The organism is Catenuloplanes japonicus (genome assembly GCF_000717135.1).
Lineage (GTDB): Bacteria > Actinomycetota > Actinomycetes > Mycobacteriales > Micromonosporaceae > Catenuloplanes > Catenuloplanes japonicus.
In genome coordinates this window covers 112,260-133,296 of record NZ_JNXY01000023.1, presented here as the reverse complement: position 1 = coordinate 133,296, position 21,037 = coordinate 112,260, and the positions used below count along the sequence as shown (strand labels likewise).

Genomic DNA, 21,037 nt, shown 5'->3' with positions numbered 1-21,037 from the left:
TCGCGCGGGATGACAAGGAGACGTGGGTCGCTCAGCAGCGTGCTCGGTGCGGGTGAGGTGAGGGACCGGGTGGAGTCGGTCGCTGAGCAGCTCGCGCGGGATGACAAGGAGACGTGGGTCGCTCAGCAGCGTGCACGGGTCCTCGCGGCCGATTCGGCGCCGCCGTCGGTGCTGAGGTCGCAGCCGAAGCCGGCCCGGACCGCGCCCGCTCCGCACGACACGCCGGACCACGGCAGCGGCCGGAGCGGATCGGACCACGGCGGGCCGAGCAGCGAGGCCGCCCGCGCGTTCCAGGCCCGGCAAGCGGCCCGGGGCAACCCTGCCGCCCTGCCTGGCCCCGAGCTCACCGGCGAACCGCCTGCCGGGGTGCACGGCGGCTATCACCGGCTGGGACTGCGCGGGCTCGCCGAGCCGGACGCACCGATGCCGACGCGTCCGGCCGGGACCGGCGACGCCGGCGCAACGCCCGGAACCGGCGGGACCCGCCGGTCCGGCCGCGGCCCGATGACGTTGGCGGACCTGGACGGGCACGTCGCGAGCAACGGACCACGCACGCGGCGCGGCGACGGGCCGGTCACCATCCGCGACCTGCTGGGCGACGACGGCCCGGCCACCGGGCGCTCGTGGAACCCCGCGGACGGCCCGATGACCTTCGCGGACCTGGACACCGGTGCCGGGAGCGGCCGGACGCCCCAACGAGGCAGCAGCCCGGCGCCGGCCGTCAAGCCGCCGAAGGCGGGCGGGGCCGACGACATGCCCGGGACCGGGCAGCTGCTCGGTGGTGAGGAGTTCGAGATCCGGGCTCAACGCCGGAAGCGCTTCGAGCCGGACCCGGCAGCAGAACCGGACGCGGCCACGAAGGCTGACGCCGGCACCAAGACTGACGCCGGCACCAAGGCCGGCACCGCGTCCACACCCGGCGCGAAGCCCCACACCACACCCGTCAAGCCCGATCCCAAGCCCGATACGCCACCCACGTTCGGCCCTCGTGACCTGATGGCCGACTACCGCGTGACCCGCACCTCGACCGGGCACGTGGTGACCGCCAGCGAGACGCCGACCCACACCACCGTGTCCTACGGTGACGCCCCCGGCTGGCGGCAGCTGACCGTGGGCTGGGACGTGAGTGACCTGCGCGTGCCCCAGCGCGTGGTCGGCAGGCTGCCGGAGAGCCAGCGCGGCAACCTGATGGTGGAAGCCCGGCTGAACCAGCGGTACACCGCGGCGGACGGGCTCTCCTACGCGGACCAGGTGCTGGTGGACCAGCACGGGCGGCCGATCGAGGGCCGGTCCGTGGTGCGGATCCCGCGAGCTCTGTTCGACACGCTGCCGGTGCCCGGCGAGCGCATCATCCCGGTGGACCGGAACGGGAACCCCACGTTCGCCGCCACCGCCGACGCGTTCCACTTCCGGCCCGACAACGAGTTCAGCAGGATGCCGGAGAACCAGGCCAGGCCGTTGGGGCTGCGCGAGGCCGAGGCGGGGACCCGCCGGTACGACATCCACAACGGCTGGCTGGTCGAGGAGTCGGACGGCGTGCTCCACTTCGGCCGGTCCGATCACCGCCCGTCGCCGGTGCGCACGGCGGACGAGGTGCTGGTGAACCACGCGGGCCTTCCGACGGGGGATCCGTTCCGGGCCACGCTGCCCTACGGCAGCGGCCTTCCGGCCGAGGTGCATACGGTGCTCCGGCAGATCCGCGAGGGCGGCGCGCGGCCGTTCGTCGCGGGCGAGATCGGCTACCGTCGTGCGGGCGCGGACCTGCCGGTCGCGCCGCAGCAGCAGCCGGTGCACCAGGCCGGGCACGCTCCGGACCCGCAGGTGACCGGCGGCGGGCACGCGCCAGGACATCAGGCGACCCAGGTCAGGGGTACGCAGTCCCGCACGATGACCGAGCTGGAATACCCGTCGGCGCACGGGCCCGCGCCGGAGCTGGGGCCGTGGGAGTCCGCGCCGGCGGAGCACACCCGCGGGCTGCGGACCGGCCACACGCTGCGCACCCGCGGCAACGAATGGGTGCTGAGCGGCCCGGACGGCCGGTACGTCCCGGATCCGCCGCGGCCGCCGCGGGCACCCGCGGACTCCGTCGTCCTGACCGTGATGCCGTCGGTGGCAGGCCGTCCCGCGCTGGCCGAGTTCGTCGCGGGCCTGCCCGCGGACGTGCAGCGCAGGCTCCTCGTGCGCATGTACGACCCCTACGACCTGACGGAGCTGCGCGGTATCGCCACCGCCGTGCTGGTGCGGGACGACGCCGACGGCGCGCGGGTGCCGATCGACGGCCCGGCCGCGGTCATCGTGCCGGTCTCGCAGGTGCCGGGCTGGCCGGTGACCGGGCAGACCGTCATCGCGTACGACGTGAACGGCCGTCCGACATTCGCCGCGGTGGGGGAGATGCTCCACATCCGGCCGGCCGGCAGCGCCTGGAACATGGATCCCGAGAATCGGGTCACCCCGCTCGGGCTGCCTGCCGTGCCCGGCACGCAGAGTCTCGACCTCGGTGAGAAAACGTGGGTGCAGGAGGCGGCCGATCAGGTCCATATCGGGCCGGAGGGCGAGTCTCCGGTGCCGAGGCCGGACCAGATCGTGGTCGGCAAGGACGGCAAGCCGTACGAGTTCGCGGTGATCACGTTGCCGGCCGGGATGGATCCGCAGGCGCCGCCCGTGCGGAATCTGCTGGACCGGCTGAACGTCGGCCGGGAGACGGACCTGTTCGGTGAGGAGCACATCGGCTGGCGCGTCGACGTACCGTCCACGGTGGACGACGCCGGTGTGCACGTGCCCGATGGGTCCACGCCCGCCCCGACGACGACCGGGACGAGCACGCACGCCGGAGCGGGTGCGGGGACGCGTACCGATGCGGGATCTTCTTCCGGCGTGCAGCCGGCCGCGGCCGCACCGGTGAGCCCGCCCAGGAGCCGGGCGACCGCACCGGACGGCGGGCGGCTCGGGACGATCGCGGCGGAGCTGACCAGGACCAAGACCGCGCTCGATGCCGCGCAGGAGGAGTTCGACGCCGCGACCGACGAGGTCGACTGGGCTGAAGCCGCGCCGGATGGGCCGGCGGCCACGCGAGCGGCCCGGGTCGTCGCGATCAACGCGGCCCGCACGCGGTACAACGCGGCCTCCGTCGCGCTGAACGTGGCGCAGGCCGCCCGCGCGTTCGCGGTGGAGCGGGAGCGGTTCTCCGGCGCGGTAGCTGTGGAGGAGGCCACGGTCCGGGAGGCGCGCGCCGAGGCGCTGACCAGGCAGGACGCGGTACGCGCGCGCGGTGACCTCCCCGAGGGCGGCGCACGGGACGCGGTGGTGCAGGCGGCCACGGCCTCGGTGCTCGCACTGCGCGCCGCCGAGCGGGAGCTGGCGCGTGTCCGGGCCCGGCTGGCGATGGCCGAGGCGGGCGCGCTGGCGCTGCGCGCGGACCGGGCCGTCGACGCCGCGGAGAACAACGTGCGCAAGGCCGAGGAGGCGCTGCGGCAGGCGCGGGCGATCCCGGCCGGCCGGACCGTCACCGCGCCGGGCGGCACCACGATGACACGGGACGCGGCCGTGCGGACGGCCACGTTCGACCGGGACGTGGCGCTGCGCCGGCTCGGCGAGACGCAGCGGATCCGCGACCTGGCCCACGCCCGGTTCAGGGTCGCTCAGGACGCGGTACGTAACCCGCGCCTGCCGCGTCCCGGCCGCGTGATCGACCCGGCGGTCTGGACGGCCGCGGCGACCGAGCCGGTGCCGGCCGTGCCCATGGCCCGGCCCGACGAGGGCGCGGCCACCGCGCACGCCCGCGCCGTCGCGGACGAGCGCCGGGCGGACACGTCCGTCGGCGCCGCACGGACCGAACGGAAACTGGCCGAGGCGGAGATCGCACGTGTCCGGCTGATGCCCGCCGGCGCCGACCGGAACGCGGCCGCGCAACGGGCCGCCGCCCGGCGCAATGCGGCCGACGGCGCACTGGAGCACGCGGTGGAACAGCGCGGCCACGCGCGGGGCCGGAAACGGGCCGCGAAGGCCGTGACCGATCAGCAGCGGGTCGTCGACGACGCGCGCACGGCCGCGATCGCGGCGGACGTGGCCTACCGGGAGGCGGCAGAGGCCGCCGCCGCAGAGGAAACGCCGCTGGCGGAGGGCCCGGTACGGGACGCGCTCGTCCGGGACGCCGACCGGACCAGGACCGTGTTGCACGAGGCCGAGGACGGTCTGGCGCTCCTGCAGGACCGGCTCCGGATGGCCGAGGCCGAGGACACGGCCGCCCGCGCACGGCACGCGGCCCGGGTCGCGCGCGCCAACGCGCGCCTCACCGCGGACGCGGTGAAACGCGCGGAGGAACTGCCCGAGAACGCCCCGGGCCGGGACGACACGGTGAAGCAGGCCCGCAAGACGGACGATCTCGCCCGGCTGCGGGCGGGCGAGGCGGCGCGGCAGGCGGAGACCGCGGAGGCCCGGTTCGGCGCGGCCCGCGACCGGGTGGAGCGCCCGCCGGCACGCCGCCGGGACCGGCCGATCGTGCCGGACTCCTGGCAGCGCGCCCACATGCTGCCGGTGAACCTGCCCACGGTGCCGCCGCTGCGCCGCGCCGGACACCGGTCACCGCAGGAGGCGAAGACACAGGCCGACCGCGACGTCCGCACCACCACCGCGGTACGCGACCGCGCGGGGATCGAGCATGACGCGGCCCTGAAGGAACGGAAGCGGGCGGAGGCGCTGCCACCGGGCGACGACCGGGACCGGGCGCTGGGACGGGCCGGGCACCGCGTGCGCGTCACGACCCTCCTGCTGCACGAGGCACGGCTGGCGCTCTCGCACGCGGAAGGCCGCTCCGCGGGCGCGCAGCAGGTCATCGACCGGCAGACCGAGGCCGACGCCGCGCGCGCCGAGGCGCTGCGGACCCGGACGGAGGACGCGGACAACCCGCCGCCCGCCGCGGTGGCGCGCGGGATCGAGGCGACGCGACAGCTGCGGCTCGCCGAAGGGCTGCTCGCCCGCGCCGAGGCGAACCTGGCGATGGCGGAGGCCGACGAGACCGCGTACCTGACCGGTGCGGCGGTGGAGCGGGCCCGCGCCAACGTCCGGAGCACGAGGGCGGCGCTGCAACGCGCCCAGGCCATGCCGGAGGACCCACCGGCCGCCACTACGGCCGGCACACCTGCTGCGCAAACGCCAGACGCGGCAACGCCTGAGGCGGGAACCTCTGCGACACCGACGGCCTCGACGGCAACGAAGGCGCCACGCCAGCCGGGCCCCAAGGAAAAGGCGCTGAAGACCGCGACCGAGGACGTGCAGCGGGCCACCCGCGAGCTGACCGCGGTGCTGAGCCGTCTGGACCTGACCCGCGGCAGGGGTGGCGTCGCGCACGACCAGGTGGCGAACCCGCGCGTCACCCGCCCGGACCGCCCACTGGACCCCACCACCTGGACACCCGCCGACACCGTGCCGGTACGGATCCCGTCGCTCCACCTGGACCCGGCCACGGTCCAGGCGCACGGCCGGCGTGCCGCGCTCGTCGAGGACGCGCTGCGGGCCGGCACGAGCGCGGAGGCCCGGACGATCGCCGCGGCGGAGGCGGCCGCCGCGGACACGGAAATCCGGACGGCCGAGCAGCAGCGCATCGCGGTGATGAGGGAACTCCGGCCGGACCTCAGTGTGGCGGCGGACTGGCGGACACACCTGCTCCTCCGGCGCGCCGACGCCCGCTACCTGGACGCGCTCCGGGACCTGCGCCTGGCCGTGTGGCGGTCGTCGCACGTGGAGAAGCGTGCGGATCTCGTGCAGGACGTCCACGACGCCCAGCGGGACCACGACCAGGCCCGGACGGCGCGTGAGGAGGCACGGGCCGCCTTCGAGTCGGCCGGCTCCGACGATGCCGCGCGGGAACGACTGGAACAGGCCTACCACACCGCGGACGAGGCGCTGGTGCGCGCCGAGGTCACGCGCGCGGCCCAGGAGGCCCGGCTGGTCCTGGCACACGGGGCCGACCTGGACCTTCAGGCCCGGCAGGCCCTGATCCGGGCCGAGGCGAACCGCCGGGCCACGCTGGCCGCGCTGAGGTCGGCCATGGAGATGCCGCGCACCCCGGCCGCCGCGGAAGAGGCCAGGACCACGGCGCTGACGGCGGCGACCGACGCGGACACGCTGGCCGCCCGGCAGCTCGGCGAGGCTCAGCAGGCCGCCCACGCGGCCGAGGTTCGTTTCCGGCTCGCCCAGGACAGTGCGCAGAACCCGCGCGTGCAGCGCACCGAGCGGCCGTTTACCGGTGAGCTGATCCGTCCGGTGCGGGTGGACGTTCCCCAGGTCGCCCCGTTGCGCGGCGAGCCCGGCGCGGCGAGCCCGGAGATCGAGGCCGGGCGCGCGCTGGAGGACGTTGCCCGCACCAAGGCCACGCTGGACCGCCTCACCACCGCGCTGGAGGCTGCGAAGGCGGCGCTGGCCAGGGCGAAGGAGATGCCGGAGGCTTCGCCGGACCGCGCCGGCGCGATCCGGCGGGCCGGCGTCAGGTCCGCCGCGATCGCCACCGCGGTCCTGGAGGCCGACCGGGCGCTGACCTTCGCACGGCACCGGGGCGCGGCCGCCCAGACCGTCCTCGACGCGCGCGACGAGCACGACCGGGCCCAGGCCGCCCACACGCTGGCGACCGACGCGTTCGAGGCGCCGGACCCGCGCACGGACGTGGAGGGGGAGGCTCTGTACCGCGAGATGCGCGCCGCCCGCCGCCGGTGGCACGAGTCCGAGCGGGAACTGGCGCTGGCGGAGGCGAAGCTCGGCCGGGAACTGGCCGTCGAGACCGCGGCCCTGGCGCGCCGGGCCGTCGAGGCGGCCGAGTCGAACGTCCACCTGATGCGGTCCCGGCTCCGGCGTGCGGCGCCCCTGCCCGAGTCCGAGACGGGTCCGCACCCGGCGGCGGTGGCGCTGCAGGACGCGGAGACCGTGCTGGCCGCGGCGGTCCGCGCCCGCGCGCTCGCCGAGCCCCGGGCCAGGATCGCGCAGGATCTGGTCGACAACCCGCGGGTACGCCGCACCGAGCGCCCGGACGCCGGCGAGGCCATGAGACCGGCCCCGGTGGACGTGCCGCCGGTCGTGTCGTTGGCCGCGCGGCCCGGCAGCACGCTGTCCCCGGCCGAGGAGGAGACACGTGCCCGCCGTGACCGGTCCCAGGCCGACCAGGCGCTGGCGACGCTCACGGCCGAGCACGACCGCGCCACCGAGGCGCTCCGGCGCGCGGAGAGCCTGCCGGACGGCGAGGAGCGGACACGTGCGGAGCGGCGCGTGCAGCGGCTGACCCGGGCCCGCCACGAGGTCGCCTGGACCGCGTCCAACGCGAAGGCGCGTGCCGAGGCCGCGACGGCGGTGCGGGAGGCGGAGCAGGCCGGACCCGGCGGCGAGGCCACGCTGCGCCGGGCACGGGCACAGCTCGCGCTGACGCTGGCGGAGGAGACGGTGCTCCGGGCCCGGCTGGCCGTGTCGATCGGCGAGTCGAACGTCGACGTCACCGAGGCGGCCCTGCGCCGCGCCCGGACCGGCGGCTCCCAGGAGCACATCACGGCCGCCACCACCGCGCGGGACCGGGCGGTCGTCGACCTGGCCGCGGCACAGCGCGCGCTGTCGCTCGCCGAGCCGCGCCTCAACCTGGCCCGGGACGCGGTCGCGAACCCGCGCGTGCCCCGGCCCCGCCCGGCCGACCCGGACACCTGGACCCCCGCGGCCGTGGAGCCGGTCGAGATCCTGCGGGTACCGCCTCTGCACGGCACCGGCATCACCCGGGCGACCACGCCCGCGGTGCCGCCCGCGCCGGACCCGGAGATGGCCGCGCTCACTGCGGGCCTTCGAGCCGGCTACGCCATGCGCCGCAGCACCCGGCGCGTGCTCATCCTGAGTGGCGACGGGCCGCTCATGATGACCGTGGGCTACCTGCCGGAGCCGCCCGGCACCTTCTGGAACCTGGTCGTGGCACCGGACGTGACCGACATGAACGTGGTCCGCGACGTGATCGCCGCGCTGCCCGCGCCGGTCCGCGCGAGGCTCATCGTGGACCTGCCGCACAATCGTGTCTACACCCTGGCCGAGGTGCGCGCGCTCGCGAACGCGCTGCTGGTCGACCCGGACCGGATCCGGACGCAGAGCCAGTCCGCACTGCGGCTGCCGCCGGACCGGTTCGCCACGCCGCCGCCCGCGAGCGCGCACGTCATCCCGGTCGACGCGGCGGGCCGGCCCACGTTCGGCGCGCTCGCCACCGCGTTCCACGTCCGGGCCGACACCGAGTTCAGCGGCGCGCGGGAGAACCAGCGCACACCGCACGGGCTGACCCCCAGGAAGGACACGCGCCGGTTGGAGGTCAAGGGCGAGGGCAACTGGGTGGCCGAGGAGTCGGACCGCATGGTCCACGTCGGGCAGGGCGACGGCTCGCCGCTGCCCACGGCGGACCAGGTGCTGGTCGATCAGGCCGGTGACCGGCTCCGGACGCCGGTCCTGTTCACGTTGCCCTACACCGGGAACAACGCTCGCCTGCCGCAGGACGTGGAGGCGTTGCTCGGCCTGATCAACGAGGGCAGGGAGACGCCGATCGGCCGGGGCGACATCGGCTTCCGGCGGCTCGGATCCGAGGTGCCGAAGGACCCGGAGACGCCGGTGACCGAGGACGGACCGCAGCTGGCCCCGCTGCAGGACGCGCCGGAGTTGCTCACCAAAGGGCTGCGCAAGGGCTATTCGCTGCGCGTCCGCGGCCGGCAGATGTTCCTCATCGCACCCGGCCGCTACACCACCGACCCGGTACCGCCACCGCCGGTGCCCCCGCACTTCTTCAACCTGGTCGTGGACGCGTCGGTGACCGACGAGGCGGCCGTGGCCGACCTGATCGCGGAGCTGCCGCCGAACGTCCGGAACCGGCTCGTCGTGGACCTGCCGCCCGGCGGCAGCTACGACATGCGGCAGATCCGCGGCGTCGCGGACCGCATCCTGGTGCAGGGCAAACCCGGAAACCGCACACCCATCAACGGCCCCTCCGTGGTACGCCTGCCGGCCTCGATGTTCCGGGACCAGCCGGTCGCCGGCCGGTACATCGTCCCGGTCGACCGCCACGGCAGACCGACGTTCGGCGCGACCGCGGACGCGTTCCACATCCGGTCCGGCCTCAACCCCTGGAGCAACGAGAAGCGAAACCAGGTCACCCCGCTCCACCTGCAGGTCGAGCCGGGCACCCGCCGCTTCACCACCGAGGAGGGCCTGGCGGCCGAGGAGCACGGCGGCATGGTCCACATCGGCCCGGCCGGCACGCCCGTGGTGCCGTCGCCGGAGCAGACCGTCGTCGGCCGGGACGGGAACCGCCTGACCCGGCCGGTCCGGATCACGCTGCCCGACGGCACGGACGTGAACGCCCCGGCGGTCCGGGCACTGCTCGACCGGATCGACCCGGCGCTCGGCGACGACGACATCGGCTTCCGCCGGGACACGTCCGCGCTGCCGGCGCTCCCGGAGCCCGACGCCGACCTGAGACGTCTGTCCGCGGGCCTGTCCGACGGGTACCGGCTGACAAAGGACGGCCTGCGGCTCCACCTGTCCGCCGACGGCGACGACGCACCCCCGCTCCTGCTGCTCCCGCCGCCGCGCAACGGCTTCTACCAGCTGATGGTGGGCCGGGGCGTGGACGTCGCGGTCATCCGCGAGCTGATCGCCGGCCTCCCGGACGACGTGAGCCGCCGCCTGGTGGTGGACCTGCCGATCGGCTACTACACCCGCGCGGACCTGCGCGCGATCGCCGATTACGTGCTGGTGGACGGCAGGTACCGGCCGATCGAGGGCCCGTCCGTGGTCCGCGTGCCGGTGCTGATGATCGACGGGCGGCCGGGCGCGGACCGGTTCCTCATCCCGGTCGACCAGAACAGCCTGCCGACGTTCGGCGCGGTCGCGACCGCGGTCCACGTCCGGCAGAGCCGCAGCGAATGGAGCCGGAATCCGGCTCACCAGAGAACACCTCACCGGCTCGACGTCACGCCGCGGACCCGCCGGTTCCGCACCGGTGACGCGTGGATCGCCCAGGAGGCGGGCGGCATGGTCCACTTCGGCGCGGAGAGCGACGGATCGCCGGTGCCCACCACGGATCAGGTCCTGGTGGACCGGGACGGGAACCGGCTGCGCGGCCCGGTCCTGATCACGCTGCCGTTCGGCACGGAGGACGTCGTGCCGTCCGTGGACGAGCTGCTGGAGGCGATCAGCGAGGGCCGCCACCGGGCGCTCGGCACGAGCGACTTCGGCTTCCGGCGCGCGAGATCCGAGATGCCGGCGACCCTGCCGGAGGACGACGAGCTCAGCGACAGCGACGAGTTCAGCGACAGCGACAGTGACAGCACGTGGGACCGGCCGGACGAGGACCGGCACCGCGCGATCTCAGGCTTCGGCGACCGGTCACCGTCCCGCCCCCGCACGCCCGGTACGCCCTCGGACACGTTCGAGGAACCTCCCGCGAAACCAGGGACGGCAGTGGACGCGCTCCACGAGCCCGCACCAGACAGAGCCGCGCAGGGATCCGCTCCGGAGATCGAGACCGATGCCGTTCCTGACACCACGCCCGCGGCCGTGCCGACTCCGGCTCCGGAGACGGCGCCCGGTCACCACGATCTGCCCGTCATCTGGCAGATCCGCCCCGCCGAGGCGCAGGGCCGTTCCCCGCGGCTGCCTCGGGGCATCGACGCGGGCGACGGCGTCATGGTCCTCGGCGATCCCGGCGACCGGTTCCGGGACCAGGTCCGCGCCGCTCACCGCGCCCTCACCGGCGCGGAGACACCGCGCGAGATCCCGCTCGTCGTGGTCGGCGCCGGCGACCACGCCATCGTCGCACGCATGCTCGGCGGCATCCTGGAGGCCTACTACGAGCTCGGCGTCCGCCCGGTCATCGCGCTCGACGACCGCATCAGCGCGGACCTGTTCCGGAACCTGATCGGCGACTACCAGGTCCCGGTGATCCAGCGTGGCCGCACGTCCGGCGGCGGCCTGGACAACCTCGGCCGGAGCTGGACCGTCCAGATACCGGACGCGCAGATCCGCACGGTGGTCCGGCACAGCGCGGCGGACGCGCTCACCGCGGCCGTGGACGCGCCGCCCAGGGACGGTGTCTACGGCGAGGTGCTCTCCGAGGAACTGCACCTGTGGCTCAGCCTCGGTGACTGGCCGGCGAAGCGGGAGTTCTTCCGCGGGCACCGCGGCCGGCTGGCCTTCCCGCGCAACGAGAACGCGCTTCGCAGCATGGCGATGCGGCGTCGGCCCCGGATCCTGGCCGATGGCCACGGGCAGGTCCGGGAGCTGCCGCCGCCGGTCACCACCGGCATCGAGGCCGGCGTGGACGCGATCGGCACCCACCAGGCGATCATGGACCTGGCCGTGGACGGCCGCGCCGAGATGGCGTTCGACTACCTGACCACGACCAGCGCGGTGAACCGGATCAGTACGATCGCCACCGAGGCGATCGCGCACCCGGAGTCGATTCCCACGCTCGTCGCGCTGGCGAACGGCGCCAACGACGACGTCACGCACGGCGCCAACGCGGCGGTGCTGGAGGCACTTCAGGTCACGCTGACCGCGGCCGACGGCGTACCCACGACGGCCAGGAATTTGATCCTGAACAACCGGATGTATCTGGCCGACGGCGAGCATCGCACCCGCTGGACCCGCCACCTCCGTGACATGTCCAAAGACATGCCGGAGAAGCGCAAGGCACAGCTCAGCGAGATCGCCAGACTGGTGATGACGTGCAACGACGAGCCGAACTGACCGGCGCACCCGCCGGAGAGGCGGGCGCGCCGGAGCCCGTTCAGAACCCGTTCAGCCCTTCACGGCCGATCACGGTCACGGCGCCGATCTGGTCGGTCACCGGCCGGAGCTGCGCCTCGGCCGCGTCCTGCATCGACGAGACGGCCTGGGTGACCGCCTCCGCCACCAGGGTCTCCAGCTCCTCCCGCTTGGCCGGGTCCAGCAGGCTCGAGTCGATGGAGACGCCGGAGACCCGGCCGTTCGCGCTCAGCCCGATGCTGACCAGGCCCTCGCCGGCCTCGCCGGTCGTCGTCATGTTCAGCAGCATGGCCTGCACCTGCGCCATCTGCTCCGCCATCTGGCGCGCGCGGGCGGCGAACTGGTCAAGGTTGTACGGCTCCACAAGGACTCCCTGTCGTGGTGCGGACGTCGGATCGGGCCTTCTACGAGCCCGGCCCGCCACCGGTTCAGGCAGGTCGCGGAGGGGGACACCTGAACGAGGGCGGTGACGGCGTCGGCGTCCGGCTGCTTGACTGTGCCGCGTCCCGAGACCCCCGCCCGGACCGTTCCCCGGTCCGAGACCTGTTCCTTGCCCCGTCGGAACGGCCCGGTTCGCCGCCGGGTGGTCGCGGACCGGCACGGCCCCGGGCGGGCCCGGGAGGAGGAGAGGCGACGATGAAGGCCCGAATCGTGCTCGCCGCGCTGATCGGCGTGGCGCTCATGCTGGCAGGCGCACCCGCGCGGGCGGAGCCGTCCGCCACCGGCAAGCACTACGTGGTCGGCCGGCCCGTGAACGGCCAGCGCGAATACCTGTACGCGATCGCGCTCAAGACGCTCGGCGACGGCAACCGCTACCGCGAGATCGTGGCGCTGAACACCGGCCGTACCCAGCCCGACGGCGGCACGCTCGGCGCCGGCGGTGAGGTCGAGCCCGGCTGGGTCCTGATCCTCCCGGCGGACGCGTCCGGCGAGGGCGTCCAGGACGGCCCGCTCCCGGTCTTCACACCGCGGGCTCGTCCCACGCCCGCCGCTGCCGAGACCGCACCCTCGCCCGACAACTCCGGCGTGATCCTGCTGTGGTGGGCCGCCGGCGTCCTGATCCTCTCGCTGGTGGGCGCGCTGCTCAACATCCTCCACAATGGAGCCCGCGCTGCCGCGACCGCCCGCGACGGTGCCGCCCCCGGCCCCGCCGATCCGCCGTCGCCTCCCGCGCCCCCGGGCTCTCCGGCCGCTGCCCCCGACGACGAGGATGCCGGCCTCGACCTGGCCATCTCCAGCACCGACGACGAGCGCACCCAGCCGGTCCCCGCCACCCGCGAGATGTGGGGCCCGCCCGCCGCCGAAACCCCACACCCCACAAGCGATCCGAGGGTACGCCCGGAGCCCTCCCCACCCGCGGCCGAGCGACCCCCCGTCCCCGCCGTGCCGCCTGCCGCCACCGCGCCGCCGCCTCCCGTGCCCGCGGCAGGTGTGCCTTCCCCGCCGGTAGCGGCCGTTCCGGAGGTCCCGCGGGTCTCTGATGCGGCTACTACCGTGTCGTTCGCGGCCGTGGCACCCGCGCGGCCCGCGGAGAAAGAGGCCGCCGCCCCGGCCGGCGAGTCCGTGTCGGCCGCGCCGATCCGGGAGTCCGTGCCGGCCGCGCCGATCCGCGGGTCCGTGTCGGCCGCGCCGATCCGCGAGTCCGTGCCGGGTGCGTCGGGACGTGATACCGCCGAGGTGGAGGCCGGCGCTACCACGGTGGTGACCGCGGCCGCGCGACCGGCGGAGTCGCCGTCCGGCACGTTCGCGACGGTCGTGCCGCGCGCGCCGGAGCCGAAGAACAGGACGTTCGCGGAGCCGGCCGTGACACCGTGGCAGAGCCGCACGCTCGTCACCGCAGGCGCACCCGCCGCCGGACGCTCCATCATGGACGTGCCGCTGCCGGACGCTCCGGCCACGCCCACGCTCACTCCTGCTCCCGCGCTCACTCCTGCTCCCGCGCTCGCGACAGCCACGCCTGTTCTGGACGTGCCCGCTCCCACCGCGCCGTTTCCAAGCCCGCCGGTCACGAACGCGCCGGTCGCAAGCCCGCCGGTCCCGAGCCCGCCGCCCGCCAGTGCGCCTGCTGCGAACGCGCCGTCCGCGAGTGTGCCGGCTGCGCACGTGCCGGTCACCGCCGCCTCCACCGGCACCTCCGGTCCGCTGCCGCCCCGCCCCTCGCCCGGCGGCCGCACCTCACCCGGCCCGAAGCCGTCCCTCCCGGAGCACGACGACCCCACCCCCGACCTGAACGAGGCGGTGCTGACGGACGAGGGCCCGGCCGGCGTGCGCCTGATCGGCGTCACGGCAACCAGGACCGCACCCGCCTACGCCTGGCTCACCGAGGACGACACCCCGATGGGCGGCACCGTTCCGCTGGTCCTGGGCCGCCGGGACGCCTGGTGGCTGCACGCCGACCTCAGCCGCGCCCCCGACGGCGTGGCGCTCACCGGCACGCTGGAGACGGTCCGTCGTCAGGCCGCCGTCTACGCCCGCCGCCTGCACGACACCGGCCACGAGGTGGCCGTGGTCGGCGACGCGCTCGGCGACGTGTTCGTCCCCGGCTTCCGCCTGGACCGGATCCCGGACCTGCCCGCCCCCGGCGCGCCGCTGCCCGCCCCGCAGGTGCTGTTCTGCGCCGAGGAGGACGTGGCCTCCACGCCCCGGATCCGCCAGCTGACCTCCGCCACCGGCGGCCGCGTCGTCCCCGTGATCCTGGGCCCGTCCGCCTCCGCCCGCTGGACCCTCCGGCTGCACGGCTGACGGCGGCCGACTGCGGCTGCGCGGTCGACCGATGCCGCACAGCTGATCGCGAGCGGTGCCCGCACCGCTGACCGCAGCTGCGGTCAGCGGTGTTCTGCGGCTGCACCGCTGACCGCGGCCGCACCGCTGACCGCGAGGCCCCGCGCGGAGCGGCCGTCAGGAGGCAGCGGCAGCCCCGGCCCGCCCGCTGCTCATCATTGGTAAATTGACTGCCCATGCCGGAAACCCGCCAGCCCACCTCGCCGCCCGCTCACCTGCTGGAGGACACACCCCGGGGCGCCGGCCGGCTGCCGCACGGCTTCCAGATGGACAGCCACGCCCACCGAGAGGGCCAACTGGTCTACGCGGCGACGGGCGCACTGGCGACCACGACCGAGCGCGGCACCTGGCTGGCCCCCGCCAACCGGGTCACCTGGACGCCACCGGGTTTCCCGCACGCCCACCGCATCTACGGCGAGACCGACGTCCGCCTCCTCGCGATCCCGGTCGTCCTGTGCCGCGAGCTGCCGGCACGCCCCGGCGTCTTCGCCGTCAGCCCCGTCCTCCGCGAAGTTCTGCTCGCGCTGACCGACCGCCCCGAGACCCGCCCCGGCGCCTACGACCGCCTGCGCGCTGTGGCCGTCGACGAACTCATCGAAGCCCCCGACCGGTCCCTGCACCTGCCCGAGCCCGACGACGACCGGCTCCGCGCCGTCACCGACCTCCTGCACGCCGACCCCGCCCACTCCGCCACCCTGGCAGAGCTAGGCCGGGAGGTCGGCGCCGGTGAACGCACGCTCAGCCGCCTGTTCCACACCGAACTCGGCATGAGCTTCCACCGCTGGCGCACCGTCCTGCGCATCCACCACGGCCTGATCCACCTCACCAACGGACTGTCCGTCACCGAGACCGCCACCGCGTGTGGCTGGTCGAACCCGACCAGCTTCATCGAGGCGTTCACCGAGATCGTCGGCCAGACCCCGGGCCGCTACCAGACAGACCTGCGTAGTCCTTCAGCGGCAGATCCTCGACCAGCGTCCCGAAGTCGACCAGATCGTCGGACTCGCGCCCGTTGACCTCGCGCGCGACCGCCTGACTGCGCAGCACGTACGCCCGGATCCCGTCCTCGTAGCGCGCGATGCCCGCCGACGGATCGTCACCCGCGGCCGCGATCTCCCCGGCCAGCACGTACGCGCCGGCCATCGCCATCGACGCCCCCTGCCCGGTGGTGAGCGAGACCGCGTAGCCGGCGTCGCCGACCAGCGCGACCCGCCCCTTCGTCCAGTGCTCCATGATCACCTGGATGCGCGCGTCGAAGTGGAACCCCGACGCGTCGCGCAGGTGCTCCAGGATCTGCGGTACGACCCAGCCCAGCCCTGCCGCCCGTTCGGTCAGCAGCCGCTTCTGCGCCGCCTCGTCGCGGTGGTCGAACGAGACCGGCTCCTCGCTCTCGAAGCCGAGATAGGCGCGCGCCGTCCCGCTGCCGTCCAGCCCGATCAGCCCCGCGCCCGCGCCTCCGTCGCCCATCAGGAACGTCTGCCACCGGTCCAGCCCGAGGAAGTTGGGGATCGTCATGATCGCCACGTAGCCGCCCATGTACCGCAGGAACGGCTCCTCCGGCCCGAACACCAGCCGCCGGACCCCCGAGTGCGCCCCGTCGGCGCCGATCACGACGTCGTACCGCGCCGTCCCCGCGTTGCCGAACTCCACGTCGATCCCGTACTCGTCCTGCGTCAGCGCGGTGATCCGGTCGTCGAAGACGAACCGCACGCCCGCCCCGCACGCGCCGTGCAGCACGTCCACCAGGTCGTCACGCAGCACCTCCAGGTCTTCCGAGTCCAGCCGGCCGCCGGTCAGTGTCCGTTCCGTACTGCGATAGATCTCCGCCCCGGAGCCGTCGACCATCGACATGCCGCGCAGCGCGGTGGTCCGCGCACGGAATGCGTCCAGCACACCCATCCGGCGCGCCACCTCGAGCGCCGGCCCGCGGAGGTCCAGCGCCTGCCCACCCGGGCGCAGCCCGGCGGCCCGTTCGACCACGGTGACGTCGTACCCGTAGCGGTCGAGCCAGTAGGCGGTGGTCAGCCCCGCCACGCTCGCGCCGGACACCAGGACCCCAGCTTTCGTCATGCCGCCACTATCGGCGCGCGGCCGCCGCTACCACCACCGGTGATCGACCGTCGGATACCGGAAACCCGCCAACCTCAGCCGACCGGATCGGGCGGCCCGGCCATGCTGGTCGGCGGTCATATCCGTCCGCGACCGGAAGGCTGCCGCCGATGAGGAATCGCCGTGGTCTCCTTCGACCGCGATGGTGAGCCGCTGCGTGTTCCCCGGGCGGACGGCTCGCTCGCCGAGGGCGTTGACCTGCGGCGACTACAGCGAACCGCGCGCACGCCGAGATCCCGCCACCCGGCCCGTGTTGCGACGCGATCCCCGGGGGCGACCGTAAGCTCATGCGTGCAGTAATGCACATGCTCAGAGCCTGCGGGGCGCGGAGTCGGCAGCGGCGGAAGAAGTGGTGAGTCGAGATGATCGTGCTGGGAGCGGCCTTGGCGGCCGGTGGTCTTCTGCTGACGGTACGGCCGTCCGCGGCGATGTCACTGGCCAGGGCGGTGTGCCGGGTGCCGACCGCGCGTGATGCTGATGCGGCCGGGTATCGGGCGAGCGGAGCGGCTATCGCCGTGATCGGCTTCGTCCTCATGGGTGCTGCCATGTTCGCCTGAGGCGAGACTATGGCAATTGGGTGCCATATGTCACTGAATTGAGACGGGATCTACCGGAGAGCGTCACCGCGGGCGGGCATGGTCTGCGTTGACCGAGGCGCCACGCGCCACGACGCCGGGAGGTTGAACGCCGTGCTGACCATGACCGACCACGCCGCCATGATCATTCGTGAGATCACTGTCGGGTACGAGGACACGACGGGGCTGAGAATCAGCCTCAACTCCGCCGATGGTGCGCTGGACGTGGCGGTGACGAGCGGCCCGGCCGTGGGTGATCAGGTGGTGCGGGAGGGCGGGGCGCAGGTGTTCGTGTCCGAGGAGGCCACCGCGCCGCTGGACGGACGGACGCTGGACGCCAGCATCGACGAGGCCGACGGCACCGTCACCTTCACCCTTACCGAACGTCACAGGTAGGAGGAACAGGATATGGGCGCCCGGATTCTGCCGGTCAGTGCCGGCAAGCCGTCCCGGGGCCGAGGCGGACGGCGCGGGCCTGTCGCGGCGGTGCTGGTGGTGCGCGGCGGGAGCTGGGTCGGCCGCCCGGCGGCGACCCGTCCCCGGTCGTCCCGCGGCCGGCCGCGCGTGGTCGCCTCCTGACCGCCGCGACGGTGGCCCGGGACTCTCTCCTCGGGAGCCGATGCCGGGCCGGTCGTTAGAGTGAGGGCATGACGGAGCAGCGGCTCAGCGCGGCTGAGGAAGAGGTCACGGACGCGCTGTTGGCTCTGAGCCGGGTGTTCGTCGGCACGGCGGCCCGTTCGCTGGCGCGCCTCGACGACGAGGTGACCCTGCCGCAGTTCCGGACGTTGGTGCTGCTGGTCTCGCATGGTCCGCAGCGCATCGCCGACCTCGCCGCCGAGCTGGCCGTCAGCTCCTCGACCGCGACCCGGATGTGTGACCGGCTGGTCCGCAAGGGCCTGGTCGCCCGGCATGTGCGCGACGACGACCGGCGGGCGGCGTGGGTCGGGCTGACCGTGCAGGGCCGGGACCTCGTCGGTGAGGCGATGGAGTTGCGGCGGGAGGCGATCGCGGATCTCGTGCGGGAGCTGGCGATCACCCGGCCGCTGAGCTTCGCCGCGGTGCTCACCGCTCTGGTCGAGGCCGCTGGTGAGGTGCCCGCGGCGGAGTGGCGCGAGCGGTGGGCGCAATCGGTGGTGCAGCCCGATTCCGCCGCACCCGCGCGGACCGCCTCGGCGCGGGACGGTCACGACGACGGCAGGACTCGGTTGGTGACCTGATCCGGGCTGCGGGTGCGGGCCCGCGCCGGTTCGTCCATTCCGGATCAGGCCACTCCTGTGCGGCGTTCGCCGAGGGACGCGAGGCTCGGAGTCTCGTGGGATGCCGATGATGTCAGCAGGGCAGACGTAGCCTCGGCGAGGTCGGCGCCGACGGCGTCCGGCGCGGGCCAGTGCGGCAGCGGCCGACGGCCCGCGCGGGCGACGAAGGCGGTCCGCATGCCCGCGGCATGAGCGCCGGCGATGTCCCAGTCGTGCGCGGCGACCATCGCCGTCCGCGCGGGATCGGTCTGCTCGGTGTCGAGGACGAGACGGTATGCGGCCGGCGACGGCTTCAGCGCCCGCACGGTCTCCGCGGAGTAGACCGCGTCGAAGAGCGGGGCGAGGCCGGCGTGGGCGAGCTGCGCGTCGACCGTCGCCTGCGGGGAGTTGGCGAGCGCCACGATGCGGTGCCCGTCGGCCCGGAGCGCGGTCAGCGTCGCCGCGACCTCGGGATGGGCGGGGAGGCCGCGCATGGTGCCGGCGACCTCACCGAGCGCGGCGTCATCGAGCGGGGTGCCGTGGGCGTCGGCGACCGCGCGGGCGCAGGCGCCGCCGATCTGGCCGAAGTCGCGGTACTCACCGGCTGCGGTGGTGGTCAGCGCGGTGCGGATGACGAGGTCGAACCAGGTCGCGCGTAGTTCGGCCGCGCCGGTGTGGCGTGCGAACACGTCGTCGAGCGGTGCGAGGTCGAGCAGGGTCTCGTTCACGTCGAACACCCACAGCATGACGCCTCCTGAAGTCGTGGTCTGTCGCACCCTACCGCCAAGGTACTATCGAAGTCGTACCTAAGGGGGACGTGTGGCGGGTGATTTCCCGATTCCCGAGATCGGCGAGGTGCGGCTGGACGACGTCCTGTCCGCACTGGCCGATCCGTTGCGCCGGGGTGTGGTGCTGGACCTGATGGGCCGCGACGACGGCGAGCATCCGTGCAGCTCGTTCACGCTGCCCAGGGCCAAGTCCACCCGGACGCATCACTGGCGGGTCCTGCGGCAGGCCGGGATCGTCCACCAGCGCGACGGCGGCAACGGCAGCTTCGTGCGGTTGCGTCCGGAGTTCGGCGCGCGGTTCCCCGGCCTGCTGGACGCGGTGCGTGCCGCCGAGCCCCCGGCTACGCCGTGAGCGGCCCACCGACCGGGCGCGGGCCACGGGGGAGGACCCCGCCCGGCCGGTGGGCCGCGGTCATCCCGTCGCCGCGACCGGCTCCGCGGCCGGGCGCTCGGCGGCACCCGACGGCAGCGACGACGACGGCGTCGACGGCGCCGAGGGCATGGTCATGCGTGCCTCCAGCGCCGGCGGCATCGACAGCCGGTAGAGCGGCATCGCCGCCGCGGTGGTGATCACGGCGACCATGACCAGCATCGAGAACACGTCCGGTGTGATCAAATTCTGTGCCAGGCCGATGTTGATGAAGATCAGGATCATCAGGCCGCGGGCGTTCATCAGGCTCCCGACGGCGAACGACTCCCGCCAGCTGAACCGGATGGTACGCAGGGCCAGCGCGCACCCCACGTACTTGCCGAGGAACCCGGCGAGCAGGATCAGGCCGAACTGCAGCAGTGCCGCCCCGCCGGCCAGCCCGCCGAGGTGCGTGTTGAGGCCGGAGAACGTGAAGAACGTGGGCAGCAGCAGCACCGAGACCAGGTCCATCATCCGGTCGTGCAGCGCCTTGCGGAACGCCGCCGTCTTCGGCATGGCAAGGCCCGCGATGAAGCCGCCGAAGACCGAGTAGATGCCGATCAGGTCGGTGGCGAACCCGGCCGCGACGACCACGATCAGCACCAGGTAGAGCCCGTCGTAGCCCAGCTTGCCGGTCTGCTGCACCCGTCGGCCGAGCGGCCGGAGCAGCCTCGCCACGACGGTCAGCATCACCAGCGCGAACCCACCGGCCATGGCCAGCGTGCGCAGCGCGTGCCCCGTCCCGGTCCCGGAGTGCAGGGCGAGCAGCACCGCGAGGAAGCACCACGCGGCGGCGTCGTCGATCGACGCGCCGAGCAGCGACAGCCGTCCCAGCCGGGTGTACTGCAGTCCGCGCTCGTAGAGGATCCGCGCCAGCATCGGGAACGCGGTGATGGACAGCGCGCCGCCCAGGAACAGCGCGAACTCCAGCCGGCCGACGTCCGGCCGGGAGAGCCGGTCGTAGAGCACCAGCGCGGCTCCGGCGCCGAGCAGCAGCGCCGGGATCATCCCGGACAGCGCCAGGACCGTCGCGTGCCGGGCGTCGCGGGCGCCGTTGCCGTCCGCGCCGTGGTCGAAGTCCGCGCCGACCAGGAACATGAACAGCGTGAGGCCGAGCGTGCTCAGCACGTAGAGCACCGGCTTGACCTCGGCTGGGAAGATCGTCTGCTGCAGGCCGGGCGCGAGCGCGCCGAAGAGCGTGGGGCCGAGCAGCACCCCGGCCACCATCTCGCCCAGGACCCTGGGCTGGCGCAGCGCGATCGCGAGCCGGCCGCACAGCGCCGAGGCCGCCAGGATCACCACGATGGCCGGCAGGACCTTGAGCACGAGCTCCAGATTCCTGTCGCCGGCCACGGTCAGTTCCGCCGCGAGCAT

11 protein-coding genes are annotated in these 21,037 nt (G+C 74.4%); 7 read left to right on the top strand and 4 right to left on the bottom strand.

The features are described from left to right. Positions 1 to 69 precede the first annotated feature (69 nt). A complete protein-coding gene (locus tag OP04_RS29000; protein ID WP_157240509.1) occupies positions 70 to 11,748 on the top strand; it encodes a hypothetical protein in 11,679 nt (3,892 codons plus the stop codon). 40 nt (positions 11,749 to 11,788) lie between these two features. Here the strand turns inward: OP04_RS29000 and OP04_RS28995 are convergent, their stop codons facing one another. Continuing rightward, positions 11,789 to 12,130 (bottom strand): YbaB/EbfC family nucleoid-associated protein, encoded by a 342-nt coding sequence (locus OP04_RS28995; RefSeq protein ID WP_051799289.1) that lies wholly within the window; start codon positions 12,128 to 12,130, stop codon positions 11,789 to 11,791. Positions 12,131 to 12,402: 272 nt separating this feature from the next. Between OP04_RS28995 and OP04_RS50245 the strand changes: the two genes are divergently transcribed. Continuing rightward, the gene (locus tag OP04_RS50245) at positions 12,403 to 14,508 is read left to right on the top strand and encodes a hypothetical protein (RefSeq protein ID WP_051799288.1); all 2,106 of its coding nucleotides are present in this window, start codon (positions 12,403 to 12,405) and stop codon (positions 14,506 to 14,508) included. Between the two features lie 215 nt (positions 14,509 to 14,723). Continuing rightward, entirely contained in the window at positions 14,724 to 15,563 is an 840-nt protein-coding gene (locus OP04_RS28980) for a helix-turn-helix domain-containing protein (protein WP_085066851.1), read from the top strand. On the opposite strand, the gene OP04_RS28975 is transcribed toward OP04_RS28980, so the two are convergent. Then, positions 15,445 to 16,617 (bottom strand): FAD-dependent monooxygenase, encoded by a 1,173-nt coding sequence (locus tag OP04_RS28975; protein ID WP_033343026.1) that lies wholly within the window; start codon positions 16,615 to 16,617, stop codon positions 15,445 to 15,447. The genes OP04_RS28980 and OP04_RS28975 overlap by 119 nt on opposite strands. Positions 16,618 to 17,018: 401 nt before the next feature. On the opposite strand from OP04_RS28975, the gene OP04_RS28970 reads away from it, so the two are divergent. From OP04_RS28970 to OP04_RS28960, 3 genes are all read left to right on the top strand, one after another. Then, entirely contained in the window at positions 17,019 to 17,213 is a 195-nt protein-coding gene (locus tag OP04_RS28970) for a hypothetical protein (RefSeq protein ID WP_033343025.1), read from the top strand. Positions 17,214 to 17,345: 132 nt separating this feature from the next. Next, positions 17,346 to 17,627: an iron-sulfur cluster assembly accessory protein gene (locus OP04_RS28965; RefSeq protein WP_033343085.1), complete on the top strand. Its 282-nt coding sequence runs from the start codon at positions 17,346 to 17,348 to the stop codon at positions 17,625 to 17,627. A gap of 251 nt (positions 17,628 to 17,878) precedes the next feature. Continuing rightward, positions 17,879 to 18,448 (top strand): MarR family winged helix-turn-helix transcriptional regulator, encoded by a 570-nt coding sequence (locus OP04_RS28960; RefSeq protein WP_051799286.1) that lies wholly within the window; start codon positions 17,879 to 17,881, stop codon positions 18,446 to 18,448. A 44-nt stretch (positions 18,449 to 18,492) separates the two neighbouring features. Here OP04_RS28960 and OP04_RS28955 read toward each other — a convergent pair whose 3' ends face one another. After that, positions 18,493 to 19,212 (bottom strand): haloacid dehalogenase type II, encoded by a 720-nt coding sequence (locus OP04_RS28955; RefSeq protein ID WP_051799285.1) that lies wholly within the window; start codon positions 19,210 to 19,212, stop codon positions 18,493 to 18,495. A gap of 73 nt (positions 19,213 to 19,285) precedes the next feature. Between OP04_RS28955 and OP04_RS28950 the strand changes: the two genes are divergently transcribed. Then, positions 19,286 to 19,606 (top strand): ArsR/SmtB family transcription factor, encoded by a 321-nt coding sequence (locus OP04_RS28950; RefSeq protein WP_198154018.1) that lies wholly within the window; start codon positions 19,286 to 19,288, stop codon positions 19,604 to 19,606. Between the two features lie 60 nt (positions 19,607 to 19,666). Here OP04_RS28950 and OP04_RS28945 read toward each other — a convergent pair whose 3' ends face one another. Beyond that, positions 19,667 to 21,037, bottom strand: a complete 1,371-nt coding sequence (locus OP04_RS28945; protein WP_051799284.1) for a cation:proton antiporter domain-containing protein — start codon at positions 21,035 to 21,037, stop codon at positions 19,667 to 19,669.

Coding starts and splice junctions, on each gene's coding strand:
- OP04_RS50245 (WP_051799288.1), top strand. CDS start 12,403: ATGAAGGCCCGAATCGTGCTCGCCGCGCTGATCGGCGTGGCGCTCATG.
- OP04_RS28980 (WP_085066851.1), top strand. CDS start 14,724: ATGCCGGAAACCCGCCAGCCCACCTCGCCGCCCGCTCACCTGCTGGAG.
- OP04_RS28975 (WP_033343026.1), bottom strand. CDS start 16,617: ATGACGAAAGCTGGGGTCCTGGTGTCCGGCGCGAGCGTGGCGGGGCTG.
- OP04_RS28970 (WP_033343025.1), top strand. CDS start 17,019: ATGATCGTGCTGGGAGCGGCCTTGGCGGCCGGTGGTCTTCTGCTGACG.
- OP04_RS28960 (WP_051799286.1), top strand. CDS start 17,879: ATGACGGAGCAGCGGCTCAGCGCGGCTGAGGAAGAGGTCACGGACGCG.
- OP04_RS28955 (WP_051799285.1), bottom strand. CDS start 19,212: ATGCTGTGGGTGTTCGACGTGAACGAGACCCTGCTCGACCTCGCACCG.
- OP04_RS28945 (WP_051799284.1), bottom strand. CDS start 21,037: ATGCTCGCGGCGGAACTGACCGTGGCCGGCGACAGGAATCTGGAGCTC.